Raw genomic sequence first — 11,981 nt, 5'->3', positions numbered from 1 at the left:
CAGACTAGCTTTCCCGCCCGTGGTGGTTCGCGCGCGGCGCATGCGCAACAATTATCCGGTCCATTGAATGCCCGACACTGAGAGGCCCGCCGATGACCGATCCGGCCGACAACGAACCGCAGGAGGCGAACGGCACCGACACGGCGAAGACGTCGCAGTCCGTGCTGGATCGGTACTTCAAGATCCGCGAGCGCGGTTCGACGGTGGCCCGGGAAGTGCGCGGCGGACTGGTCACGTTCTTCACGATGGCGTACATCGTCGTCCTGACGCCGATCATCATCGGCGGTGTCCCCGGGAAACCGATCAACGCCGACTCCCTCGGCAACGTGCTCCCGATGCTTCAGGTGGCCGCCGTGGTGGCACTGGCCGCGGGTGTGATGTCCATCGTATTCGGCCTGGTCGCCAACTATCCGTTCGGCCTGGCGGCCGGCATCGGGATCAGCAGCCTGCTGGCGGTGACCATCGCGCCGCAGATGAGTTGGCCGGCGGCGATGGGCCTGGTGGTGATCGACGGTGTCATCATCGTGCTGCTCGGCCTCACCGGTGTCCGGACCGCCGTCTTCAACGCCGTGCCGGCCGAACTCAAATCGGCGATCGCTGCGGGCATCGGCGCATTCATCGCCTTCATCGGTTTCATCAACGCCGGCTTCGTGACCCGGCCGGAGGCTGCCGGCGCCCCGCCGGTCCAGCTGGGGCACGACGGGTCGATCGGCACCGTGCCGACGGTCGTCTTCGTCGTCGGCGTCCTGCTGATGGCGGTCCTGGTGGTGCGGAAGGTGCCCGGCGGACTGCTGCTCGGGATCATCGTGATGACCGTGGTCTCGATCATCGTCGAGGCCGTGATGCATCTCGGCCCGGCGTCCGAAGGCCACGGGGGCTGGGCGATGAACGTTCCCAAACTCCCGAGCGGCATCGGCGGACTGCCGGACCTGTCCCTCGTGGGCGATGTGGACCTGTTCGGCGCGTTCACCGGACAGTTCGACGATGTCAGCGTTCTGATCGCCTGCGTCTTCCTGTTCACCCTGCTGCTGTCGAACTTCTTCGACGCGATGGGCACGATGACCGGTCTCGGCAAGGAGGGCGGTCTCGCGGACAAGGACGGCAATCTCCCGGGCATCGGACGGGCGCTGATGATCGAGGGTACGGGCGCCATCGTCGGCGGCGCGTCGTCCGCGTCGTCGAACACCGTGCTGGTCGAGTCGTCGGCGGGCATCGCCGAGGGCGCGCGCACGGGATTCGCGAACATCGTGACCGGTGTGCTCTTCCTGGCGGCGATGTTCTTCACCCCGCTGTACAGCGTGGTGCCGATGGAAGCTGTCGCACCCGTGCTGGTGGTCGTCGGCGCGATGATGATGGGCCAGATCAGGGACATCGATTTCACCCGGTTCGAGCTCGCGCTCCCGGCCTTTCTGACCATCGTCACCATGCCGTTCACCTACTCGATCGCCAACGGCATCGGCGTCGGCTTCATCAGCTGGGTGGTGCTCGGAGCGGCGCGGGGACAGTGGCGCCGGATGCATCCGCTGCTGTACGTGGTGGCGGTCCTGTTCCTGCTCTACTTCGCGAGAGGGCCGATCTCCGATCTGATCTCGGGCTGACGCGTCAGAAGAACGTGCCCGCGAAGGGCGCCTCGTCGACGGCGAACATCGCCGCCAGCTGCGCTACGACCTCCGGATCCGCGTCGATCCGTCCGGCGGCGGCCATCTCGCGGACGCCGACACCCCCGAGGTAGACGCTCGAGAGCGTGGCGATGTCGATGCCGGCCTGCGGGGCGTCGTCGGTGCGCGTCACCGTCGCACGGGCATCGGCGACCGTCAGCCGGTAGCGTCCCGCACGGTCGCCGAAACCATCGGTCACGTCCAGGACCAGGTCGCCGTCTGCGCCGTAGGTGCGCAGTTCCAGGGCGGCGACGACGTCGAGGATCGACACCCACAGCTCATCGGCCCGTCCCTGCACCTCGAGGGCTCGCGCGTTCACCAGCTTGTGCGGCAGCGGGTCGTCGACCGGGATCGACGCCGTAACGGCCGAGACCAGGTCCAGGCTCGACAGGACGCGCCACAGGTCGGTGTGTGCCTCCGGCGTGGCGGCGACGAAGTCCTCGACGATCGCGGTCTTGTCGCGGGCATCGATCCGGTACGCCGCATAGCCGTCGGCGTGCAGTAGGTAGTGCAGGCCGCTGGTCTGCGAGTTCCGGCGGAAGGCGCGGTCGGCGATGATCGACGGCCACCAGGTCTCCGGGCGGGTGATCGCGCCGTTGCGCCCCGCGGCCCAGCGGCGATGGACCTCGGGGACGTGCCGGACCACCTGCTCGCTGTTGCCGTAGCGGACCCGGGAATCGGCCGGCGGGGGAGTGCGGAACTGCGCGGACGCGGGAGTCACGCGGACGCGATGAGAGAAGATCGCGGGCCCGAAACCGAAGCGTTCGTAGATGCCGCCCTCCGACGCGGTGAGCGTGGCGAGGGGGAACTCGCGTTCACGCCAGGTCCGGTACTGCTCGGTGATCATCCGCCGCAGCAGACCGCGGCGCCGATGGGTGGCCGACACCGAGACCCACGACAGTCCGGCCGTGGTGGCCGACTCGCCGCCGGGGACGGTGAGCGGCACGGGGAAGTACAACGAGACGGCGACGATCGGACGTCCGTCCGAGCCGGTGTCGCGGATGATGACGGTGTCGCCCTCACCCGCCCGGTTGCGGAACTCGATCATCTCGTCGGCGGGCAGCGGCTTCGGCAGGGCGAACGCACGGGCGTCGATCTCGAGGATCTCCGGCCAGTCGGTGCCCCTGGGGCGTTCGAGCGAGAGCGGATCGGCAGCGTCAGACGACGAATTGTTCACCCGTCCAGTGTGCCAAAGCTCACCGACGCCGGTGCAGAGCGCCGCTGACCGGCCACGATGTGGCACCGTTGACTGGTGACCTCGACAGACGCAGTCCGGCCGACCGACCACCTCGCCGTGGACGTCATCGACATCGTCGACCCGTCCGATCCGCGGATCGACGACTTCCGGGACCTCAACTCGGTGGACCGCCGCCCGGATGTACCCGCGCTGCCCGGCGGCCGGGTGGGGAAGGGGCTTGTGATCGCGGAGGGAGTGCTGGTGGCGCAGCGGATGATCGCCTCGAGGTTCTCTCCGCACGCCTTCTTCGGCGTCGACCGCCGGCTCGACGAACTGGCATCGGACCTCGAAAACCCGGCACTGGCCGGGGTGCCCTTCTACCGTGCGAGCGCCGAGGTGATGGCCGAGGTGATCGGCTTCCACCTCAATCGCGGCGTCCTCGCCGCGGCCCGGCGGCCCGTCGAACTCTCGGTTCCCGAGGTGATCGAGAACGCGCGCACCGTCGCCGTCCTGGAGGGCGTCAACGATCACGAGAACATCGGCAGCATCTTCCGCAACGCCGCGGGCCTCGGCGTGGACGCAGTGATCTTCGGGACCGGGTGCGCCGACCCCCTGTACCGACGGTGCGTGCGCGTGTCGATGGGGCATGCGCTTCTCGTGCCCTTCGCTCGCTCGCAGGCGTGGCCGGCCGACCTGGACCTGCTGCGGTCGGCCGGATTCACCACGGTGGCACTGACTCCCGGCGAGGGCAGCGTCCCCCTCGCCGAGGCGGTCACCGACGGCAAGGTGGCCTTCCTGGTCGGGGCCGAGGGCCCCGGCCTGGCCGAACACACGATGCGCCGCTGCGACGTCCGCGCGCGGATCCCGATGAGCCGGGGCACCGATTCGCTGAACGTCGCGACCGCGGCGGCGGTGGCCTTCTACGAGCGCGCCCGCTGATCTGTGCCGATGGTGTTCCCCCCGCCGGTTGAGCGAGCGCAGCGAGTCGAAACCCTCCCAGGCTGGTTGAGCGAGCGCAGCGAGTCGAAACCAACGTGTGTCGGTTCCCTCCCAGGCTGGTTGAGCGAGCGCAGCGAGTCGAAACCAAACCCCACGCGGTTTCGACTCGCTTCGCTCGCTCAACCAGCGGCGGGGGCTGCGCTCGCTCAACCAGCGGCGGGGGCTGCGCTCGCTCAACCAGCCTGGGAGGGCCGGTATTCGCTCAACCGGCGTCGAAGACCGTCACAGACGACCGCGGAAGCCGAAATAGCGGGAGATCGGTCCGGGAGTGCGCGCGGGCGGGGAGTCCGGCTGCTGCTCCGACTGCGGCTTCGGGGTCGCGACCGGCGCGGGAATCCGCTGGATCGGCTCGGTCTCCTCGGTCGACCCCTCCGGAGCGGCGTGCGCGTGATGCGGCTCGGTCGGGGCGTCCGCGCGGAGGGGCACCGATGATTCGATCACGTTGTCGAATCCGTCGTCGGGCCCGACGCGGTAGACGGTGACGGGGATGCGCGCGGGGTCGACGGCCGACGATGTGTCGCCGTGGAAACTGAAGCCGAACCAGGCGCCGTGCGCGGCGTCCGCGAGTTCGCCGGGATGGAAGGGCAGCGCGAGCGGGTCGTGTTCGGCGGCGGCCTGCGGGTGATCGCCCGCCCAGAACGGCCCTTCGAACGGATACGGCAGTCCCACGTCGGTGCGGATCACCGTCGGCGTGCCGACGAAGGCGCGCTGCAGTTCACCGTCCTGCCAGCGGGCCACACATCCGGTGTCAGTGTCGGGGTCGAGCGAGACGAGAGCCCAGGTCTGGCCGACACCGAGATCCTCGAGATAGGAGGTCAGCTCGTCGGGGTCGGTGGTGCGAAGGCTGGCGCCCGCGAGCACCGCCAGGCGGCCGAAGTGCGCGGCGAACACCCGGTTGTCGGCGCCGTCGACGGCAGCCGCGAGATCGGAGGTTCCGATGGGCGTGATCTCGGTGTCGGCGAAGGCCTTCTCGATGAAGTCCGCCGTCTTCTCCGGATCGATGTACACGCCGCCGGCCAACTCCGCCGCCGGATCGGGGCAGGCGATGAACCAGAGGGCAGATATGTTCGGCAGCACCGAGTCTCCAAGTCGCATCAGTCGTTCGGGTGGCTTCGGACGCCGAGCAGTACGTCCTCCCACGCCGGCACGGTGGGTGTCGCACGCTTGCCGCGGTGCCGCGGTGCCGTCGACTCCCTCTCCTCCTGCGGCGTCGATGCCTCCACTCGACGCTCGTCGTCGTACCGCAGATCGAGGACCTCTCCGAACGGGTCCCGTCGGTGACTCTGCCGTCCGGTGAGGTCGTTGGCATCCACCGTGACGTATTCGTGCCCGTCGGGCGCCACCTCGTGGGCCGGAGGCTTCGGTACCGCCTGCACTGTGGGCCTGCGGCTGCTGCGCGCCAGCTCCGGTTCGGTCAGCTCGACGGCCAGATCGTCCATCGGGTCGGTGGTCCCGCCGTGCGATCCGGGCACGAAGCGCCAGTGTGCGAAGAGGTCCGAGCCCGGTTCCGGCGACACCTGGACCACCCACTGACCCGACTCCGTGCGCCACGCGTCCCATTCGGCGTTCTGTGGTGAATGTCCGCGCAGCACAAGGCATTCGGCCACCATCTCGCCGAGTGTGCCTGCGACGGGACCGTCCACCCCCATCGGATGCGAGGCGCGCGCGAGTTCCGCGGCCCGGCTCCGTTCCAGGATCACCGGATGCGCGAACCGATTGATCTTCTCGACTCCGACCCCGGTGGCGGCGGCGAGTTCTTCGACGCTGGCACCGGAGCGGACGCGAGCCTGGATCTCCCGGGGCGTCAGCGACAACGTCGCCTGCGCATCGGTCGGCTGGTCGGCCACCGGCTGAGCGGGCCCGGAGGGGGTCGACTCGGGCCGGGCGGCGTCGGTCGACGCGCACTCGCACTGGGCGGGGACATCCGCCTCAACCGATTCCGGCGGGTGGACGAGCGCGCGCAACGTGCTGTCGATCGGGATCTGAAACTCTTCGCCGGAGTCGAGGTCCATCACGACGATGAACGCACCGTCTGAGTCGGCGCGATCGGCGTGCAGTTCACGCATCGACTCCTCCTCCGGTCACCAGGTACGCGGATACCGCACTCAACACTAGTGAATTTCTGTGCCGGAGCGCGAGAGGACACGCGGCCCTTCTGTGAAGATCAGATCTGCGATCCGGGTCAGAGGCGCTCGACGATGTAGTCGATGCACTGGGTCAACTTGGTGACGTCCTCGGGGTCGATCGCCGGGAACATGCCGATGCGCAGCTGGTTGCGGCCGAGCTTGCGGTAGGGCTCGGTGTCGACGACCCCGTTGGCACGCAGCGTCTTGGCGACGGCCGCGGCGTCCACCGAGTCCGCGAAGTCGATGGTGCCGACCACCTGGCTGCGGTGCGCCTCGTCGGCGAACGGAGTCGCGAACTCGCTGGCCTCGGCCCAGCTGTAGAGCCGCGAGCTGGAGTCGGCGGTGCGGCCGGTGCAGAAGTCCAGACCGCCGTTGTCGTTCATCCACTCGATCTGGTTCTTCAGCAGCAGCAGCGAACCGAGCGCGGGCGTGTTGTAGGTCTGGTTCTTGGAGCTGTTGTCGACCGCCGTCGGCAGAGACAGGAACTCGGGGCACCAGCGGCCCGACTCCTTGATCTCCTCGATGCGAGCCAGTGCGGCCGGGCTCATGATCGCGATCCAGAGCCCGCCGTCGGAGGCGAAGCTCTTCTGCGGCGCGAAGTAGTAGACGTCGGTCTGCGCGATGTCGACCGGCAGCCCGCCCGCACCCGAGGTGGCGTCGATGGCGATCAGGGCATCGCCTGCGGCGGCCGGGCGGACCACGGGAACCGCGACGCCGGTGGAGGTCTCGTTCTGCGCCCAGCCGATGAGGTCGACGCCTTCGACGTCGTCGGCGGTCAGCGCAGCCGGGTCGGGTGCGGTTCCGGGATCGGTCGAGACGACCTTCGGATCCTGAAGGAACGGGGCCTTCTTGGACACGGTGGCGAACTTGGAGGAGAACTCGCCGTAGGTGAGATTGAGGGCGCGCTCGCGGATCAGGCCGAATGCCGCGGCGTCCCAGAACGCGGTGGTGCCGCCGTTGGAGAGGACGACTTCGTAGCCCTCCGGCAGCGAGAACAGCTGTGCCAGACCCTCGCGGACCGCGCCGACGACGTTCTTGACCGGTGCCTGACGGTGGCTGGTGCCGAAGACCGAAGCGCCGGTGTCGACCAGCGATTGCAGCTGCTCGGGGCGGACCTTGGACGGGCCGCAGCCGAAACGGCCGTCTGCGGGAAGGAGTTCGGCGGGCAGCGTGATCGCGGTATCGGTCATGACGACGATTCTAAGACAGCCCAGCACGGCATTGCGCAGCAGCGGGCGCCGTGCAAGAGCAGGATGACTCTGGACACCGTTTCGCTGTTTCGTCGAAAGTGAGGAAATGGACACGTCGAAGGTGATCGATGTACGAGCTCTGCGGAAGAACTTCGGCAGATTCACCGCGCTCGACGGGCTCGACCTGAGTGTCGAGACCGGCGAGATCGCCGGATTCCTGGGGCCGAACGGCGCGGGTAAATCTACTACCATCCGCATCCTGCTCGGCATGCTCCGCCACGACGGCGGACAGGTCCGGCTTTTCGGTGCCGACCCGCATCGCGATGCGGTGTCCGTGCACCGCCGGCTGGCCTATGTGCCCGGCGACGTCACGCTGTGGCCGCAGCTCAGCGGTGGTGAGTCGATCGACCTCCTGCTGCGGCTGCGGGGTCTGGACCCGGCAGCCACGCCCGCGCGCGACGAACTGATCGAGCGGTTCGAACTCGATCCGACGAAGAAGGCGCGGTCGTACTCGAAAGGGAACCGGCAGAAAGTGGCGCTCGTCGCGGCCTTCGCGGCCGACACCGATCTGCTGGTGTTCGACGAGCCGACGTCCGGGCTCGACCCGCTGATGGCGCGCGAGTTCATGCGCTGCGCTGCCGAGCGCGCCGCACGCGGGGCGGCCGTCCTGATGTCGTCGCACCTGCTCTCCGAGGTGGAGGAGCTCTGCAACACCGTCACGATCATCCGGGCGGGAAAGACCGTGCAGGCGGGCCGGCTCGAGGATCTGCGACATCTGCGCCGGTTGCGGGTCACGGCCACCCTCCCCGGTCCGAGCGACCTGTCCGCGGTGCCGGGGGTGCACGATCTCGACACGACGGCTTCCGGGGACGTGACCTTCACCGTCGACGACGATGCCCTCCCCGCCGTCACCGCGGCGCTGTCGGCCGCGGGGGTCGCCCGGCTGGCGATCGAACCGCCGAGCCTGGAGGAGTTGTTCCTGCAGAACTACCGCGATCAGGACGATCAGGACGCGGTCCGCGGCAGCCGGGAGCGGGCATGACTTCGCCGACTACGCGCTGGCCGCTGCTGGCGCGCATGGACGTGCGCCGTGAGCGGCTGATCATCCCGGTGACAGTGGTGCTGTTCGCGGCCATCAATCTGTCGACCGCCGCGATGATCCAGAATCTCGCCGGCGATCCCGCTCAGCAGCAGAGCCTGCGGACGGTCGCGGGGACCAATGCGGCGTTCCGGTTCCTCTTGGGAAGTGTTCCCGGAGACGACTCTCTGGCGGCGCTGGCGTCGTGGCGGGCGGGACTGTTCATGATCGCCGCGCTCGGCGTCTGTGCCGCGATGGCGGTGGTTCGGCTGACCCGCAAGGAGGAGGAAGAGGGACGCACCGAGTTGGTCCTGGCCGGGTCGGTCGGACCGGTGGCTCCCGCCGTCGCCGCGGTGAGCGTCGTCGTCGGTTTCGTGCTCGTCGTGTCCGCGGCGATGGCGGCGAGCCTGCTCACCGTCGACGGCGCGGACCCGGTGTCGCTGCTCGCGGTGTTCGCGCAATACGCCTCGACCGGTCTGGCCGCCGCCGGCCTGGCGCTGGTCGCCGCCGAGGTGTTCCCCTCGGCCCATTCGGCGAATCTCGCCGCGTCCGGCGTGGTGCTCGCCGGATACGTCCTGCGCGGCGTCGCCGACACGGTGCCCGCCGCGGCCTGGTTGAGATGGACGAACCCGGTCGGCTGGGCCGAGGCGATCGAGCCCTTCGACGGCAACAGTTTCTGGCCGGCGCTGGCCTCCGTCGCGGCGTTCGTCGCAGGTCTCGCGCTGGCTCCGGTGGTCCGCAGGCGCCGCGACCTGGGGGCGGGGCTGCTCGCCGCCAGACCCGGCCCGGCGACCGGACCGCACTTGCGGTCGCCGCTGGCTCTCGCGTGGCGGCAGAGCCGTTCGACGGCGGCGGCCTGGATCGGCGGCGTCGCGGTGTACGGCGTCACGGTCGGCGTCATCACCGATCAGGTGGATCAGTTCGCGGGTACCAACAAGGCGATCACCGACTTCCTCGAGTCGTCCGGAGCGGCGGGCACACTGAAACAGGTCTTCCTGTCGACGATGACCGGGTTCCTCGCGGTAGCGGCGGTGGGTGCGGGCGTCTCGCTGCTCACCAAATGGCGGTCGGAGGAAGTGAGCGGTCGCCTCGAGGTGCTGCTCGCCACCCCGGTGTCCCGGCGACGCTACTTCTGGACCCAGGCGGGTGTCATCGGTGTCACCGTGGTGATCGTGATGGCGGCGGCGCCGGCATCGGTCCTCCTCGGCGCCGGACTCTCCGGCGCGGGATGGGGGAGCACGGCGGAGGTCGCATTCCCGATGGCGGCGGCTTCGGTCCCGGCGGCCGCGGCGACCATGTCGCTGGCCGTGCTGCTGTACGGCGCCCGGGGACGGCTCGCCGTGGTCGGCTGGCCGATCCTCATCGCCTCGTGGCTGCTGGGCCCCTTCGGCGGGATGCTCGGCCTGCCGCAGTGGGTGCGCGACGTGTCGCCGTTCACGCACGTTCCCCAGATTCCGCTGCAATCGGTCCAGGCGCTGCCGCTCGTGATCCCGGCGCTCGCCGCAGCGGCCTTCGTGGTCGCCGCCGCGGCGCTCTGGGAGCGGCGGGATCTGGGGCAATAGCGGGTTCTGAAGAATTGGGCAGACCTGCGGCAGAGGTGTGGGCCGCGTCCGTGACGCGGGTCTCGCCGGCCACCGCGCGATCGACGCGCATCAGCCGGGCGAACAGTTGGATGAGCGGACCGACTGCCACCGCGTAGAGCACGGTGCCGACCCCGAGGGTGCCGCCGAGAGCGAACCCGACCGCCACCACTGCGACTTCCAGGACGGTTCGGACCACGCGCACCGACCATCCCGTCCGCGCAACGATCCCGGTCATCAGGCCGTCGCGCGGCCCGGGGCCGAGCCGTGCGCCGATGTACAGCGCGGTGGCGAAGCCGTTGAGGACGATGCCGCCCAGCATCATGGGGACCGCGACCGCGAGCCCGGGGCGGTCGGGCAGGTAGGGGGAGACCGCGTCGAAGGTCAGGCCGAGGACCACCACGTTCGCCACGGTGCCCACGCCGGGCCGTTGTCGGAGCGGAAGCCATGCGAGCAGGACCACCGCACCGACGATGATCGACACCGTGCCGATCGAGAGGCCCACCTGGTCGGCGATTCCCTGATGCAGGACATCCCAGGGGATGTTGCCGAGTCCGGCGTGCAGGATCATCGCCATCGAAGCGCCGTAGAGCACGAGGCCGACGGCGAGTGCGAGGAGTCTCTTGAACATGAGACCACCGTGGCCGAAACTGGCCATTGAATCCATAGCCAGTTGTGGAACACTGGACTTGTGATCACTCCTACCGGCGCAATCGGTGCGGCTGCACTGGCACGACATCTCGGGGCCTGGCGCCCGGACGGTCCGCGGCCCGGCTATCAGGCGCTTGCGGACGCGCTGCGGATGCTGGTGCTCGACGGACGTGTTCCGGTCGGCACCGCGCTGCCGAGTGAACGCACCCTCGCGCAGGCGCTGAACGTCTCGCGCACGACGGTGGCGGCGGCCTACGCGGCGCTGCGCGACGGCGGCCATCTGCAGTCGCGGCAGGGGGCGCGCAGTGTGCTCACCCTGCCGGTGCAGGTGCCGCCGGAGCCGATCGATCTCGGGGCCGAAGCCGACATGATCAAGCTCAACATCGCCGCGCCGACCGCTCCCGAACAGATCGTTCACGACGGATTCCGCCATGCACTCGAATGCGCGCCGGGCTACCTCGCCGGAACCGGGCTGTATCCCAATGGCCTGCGTGCACTCGCGGAGACGATCGCCGAGAGGTACACCGCGCGCGGTCTGCCGACCACGCCTGATCAGATCCTCGTCACCTCCGGCGCTCAGCACGCGTTGCGCCTGGTGCTCGACGTCCACGTCGCGCCGGGTGATCGCGTCCTGCTCGAGCAGCCGACTCATCACGGGACCATCCTGGCCCTCGCCCGGCATCGTGCCCGGCCGGTCACGGTGGGACTGCATCCCACCTATGGCTGGGACCTCGACCAGCTCGAATCGGTGGTCCGGTTGCAGCAACCGCGCCTGATCTTCGTCATTCCCGATTTCCACAATCCCACCGGACTGCTGCTCGACGAGGCCGGGCGCCTGCGCCTCGCCGAGATCTCCGCGCGTCACCGGGTGCCGGTGATCGTCGACGAGACGATGGTGGAGTTGGGGCTCGACGTGAGTGCGCCGCCGCCGGTGGCGGCCTTCGCTCCCTCCGCACGGGGACCGAGGCACAGGTCGCAGATCATCACACTCGGTTCGGCCAGCAAGACCGTCTGGCCGGGTCTGCGCGTCGGCTGGATCCGCGTCGACGGCAGGCCGGACGCCTACGCGCTGGCTCGCTACGAATCCGATCTCGGGGGAGCGGTGGTGGAGCAGTTCGCGGCTCAGTACGCACTCGCGAATCTCGACGCCTTCCTTCCCGCACGCCGGGCGGTGCTCCGCGCCCAACGCGCGGCCGCGTTGCGGGCGATCGGCCGACACCTTCCCGGCGCGGTGCCGGTGCGCGGTGTGGGCGGTCTCTGCCTGTGGGTGGCGCTGCCCCGCCCGGTGGCGACCGCGACGGCCGCGGCGGCGGCCGAACTCGGCGTCCGACTGATCCCCGGCGGCTCGTTCGGCCCGCTCGGCGGCTTCGACGGCCACATCAGGGTCCCGTACACGCTCGATGCCCAGACGCTCGTGCGTGGGATCGAACTGGTCGGTCGGGCTTACCGGGCGGTGTCCGGAGTCGACGCCCCGGCGCCGGTGCCGGGCGTCGACGGACTGCCGGATCGGCTGGTGGTGTGA

The 11,981-nt window shown here is 69.5% G+C and carries 9 protein-coding genes; 4 read left to right on the top strand and 5 right to left on the bottom strand.

Going from position 1 to position 11,981, the window contains the following annotated elements; translation table 11 throughout:
* Window positions 1–92: 92 nt before the first annotated feature.
* Window positions 93–1,598, top strand: coding sequence for an NCS2 family permease (locus ABFX36_RS00940; protein ID WP_006894586.1), 1,506 nt, complete (start codon window positions 93–95; stop codon window positions 1,596–1,598).
* 4 nt (window positions 1,599–1,602) lie between these two features.
* Here ABFX36_RS00940 and ABFX36_RS00935 read toward each other — a convergent pair whose 3' ends face one another.
* Window positions 1,603–2,835: a GNAT family N-acetyltransferase gene (locus ABFX36_RS00935; protein WP_006894587.1), complete on the bottom strand. Its 1,233-nt coding sequence runs from the start codon at window positions 2,833–2,835 to the stop codon at window positions 1,603–1,605.
* A 75-nt stretch (window positions 2,836–2,910) separates the two neighbouring features.
* Here ABFX36_RS00935 and ABFX36_RS00930 point away from each other — a divergent pair, with 75 nt between their 5' ends.
* Complete coding sequence (locus ABFX36_RS00930; RefSeq protein WP_346074700.1) at window positions 2,911–3,774, top strand: TrmH family RNA methyltransferase; 864 nt, start codon at window positions 2,911–2,913, stop codon at window positions 3,772–3,774.
* Between the two features lie 282 nt (window positions 3,775–4,056).
* Here ABFX36_RS00930 and ABFX36_RS00925 read toward each other — a convergent pair whose 3' ends face one another.
* The 3 genes from ABFX36_RS00925 to serC all read right to left on the bottom strand — a co-directional run bounded on the left by ABFX36_RS00925 (window position 4,057) and on the right by serC (window position 7,150).
* Window positions 4,057–4,929: a DUF6928 family protein gene (locus ABFX36_RS00925; RefSeq protein ID WP_260868686.1), complete on the bottom strand. Its 873-nt coding sequence runs from the start codon at window positions 4,927–4,929 to the stop codon at window positions 4,057–4,059.
* Window positions 4,929–5,900: a septation protein SepH gene (gene sepH / locus ABFX36_RS00920; RefSeq protein ID WP_222111378.1), complete on the bottom strand. Its 972-nt coding sequence runs from the start codon at window positions 5,898–5,900 to the stop codon at window positions 4,929–4,931. Before sepH ends, ABFX36_RS00925 begins: the two co-directional genes overlap by 1 nt.
* Before the next feature lie 116 nt (window positions 5,901–6,016).
* Window positions 6,017–7,150: a phosphoserine transaminase gene (gene serC / locus ABFX36_RS00915; protein WP_222111377.1), complete on the bottom strand. Its 1,134-nt coding sequence runs from the start codon at window positions 7,148–7,150 to the stop codon at window positions 6,017–6,019.
* 106 nt (window positions 7,151–7,256) lie between these two features.
* On the opposite strand from serC, the gene ABFX36_RS00910 reads away from it, so the two are divergent.
* Complete coding sequence (locus ABFX36_RS00910; RefSeq protein ID WP_045539402.1) at window positions 7,257–8,192, top strand: ABC transporter ATP-binding protein; 936 nt, start codon at window positions 7,257–7,259, stop codon at window positions 8,190–8,192.
* A gap of 1,470 nt (window positions 8,193–9,662) precedes the next feature.
* Here the strand turns inward: ABFX36_RS00910 and yczE are convergent.
* A complete protein-coding gene (gene yczE, locus ABFX36_RS00905; RefSeq protein ID WP_231875717.1) occupies window positions 9,663–10,439 on the bottom strand; it encodes a membrane protein YczE in 777 nt (258 codons plus the stop codon).
* Window positions 10,440–10,499: 60 nt separating this feature from the next.
* On the opposite strand from yczE, the gene yczR reads away from it, so the two are divergent.
* Window positions 10,500–11,981, top strand: a complete 1,482-nt coding sequence (yczR, locus tag ABFX36_RS00900) for a MocR-like transcription factor YczR (protein ID WP_346074699.1) — start codon at window positions 10,500–10,502, stop codon at window positions 11,979–11,981.

The organism is Gordonia cholesterolivorans (assembly GCF_039531975.1).
Taxonomy (GTDB): Bacteria; Actinomycetota; Actinomycetes; order Mycobacteriales; family Mycobacteriaceae; genus Gordonia; species Gordonia sihwensis.
Note: the sequence above shows the minus strand (reverse complement) of the source record. Positions and strands in the feature narration are given on the sequence as shown.

Bases quoted from the DNA above. Each gene is read 5' to 3' on its own strand.
- ABFX36_RS00940 (WP_006894586.1), top strand. From the start codon at position 93: ATGACCGATCCGGCCGACAACGAACCGCAGGAGGCGAACGGCACCGAC.
- ABFX36_RS00925 (WP_260868686.1), bottom strand. From the start codon at position 4,929: ATGCGACTTGGAGACTCGGTGCTGCCGAACATATCTGCCCTCTGGTTC.
- sepH (WP_222111378.1), bottom strand. From the start codon at position 5,900: ATGCGTGAACTGCACGCCGATCGCGCCGACTCAGACGGTGCGTTCATC.
- serC (WP_222111377.1), bottom strand. From the start codon at position 7,150: ATGACCGATACCGCGATCACGCTGCCCGCCGAACTCCTTCCCGCAGAC.
- ABFX36_RS00910 (WP_045539402.1), top strand. From the start codon at position 7,257: ATGGACACGTCGAAGGTGATCGATGTACGAGCTCTGCGGAAGAACTTC.
- yczE (WP_231875717.1), bottom strand. From the start codon at position 10,439: ATGTTCAAGAGACTCCTCGCACTCGCCGTCGGCCTCGTGCTCTACGGC.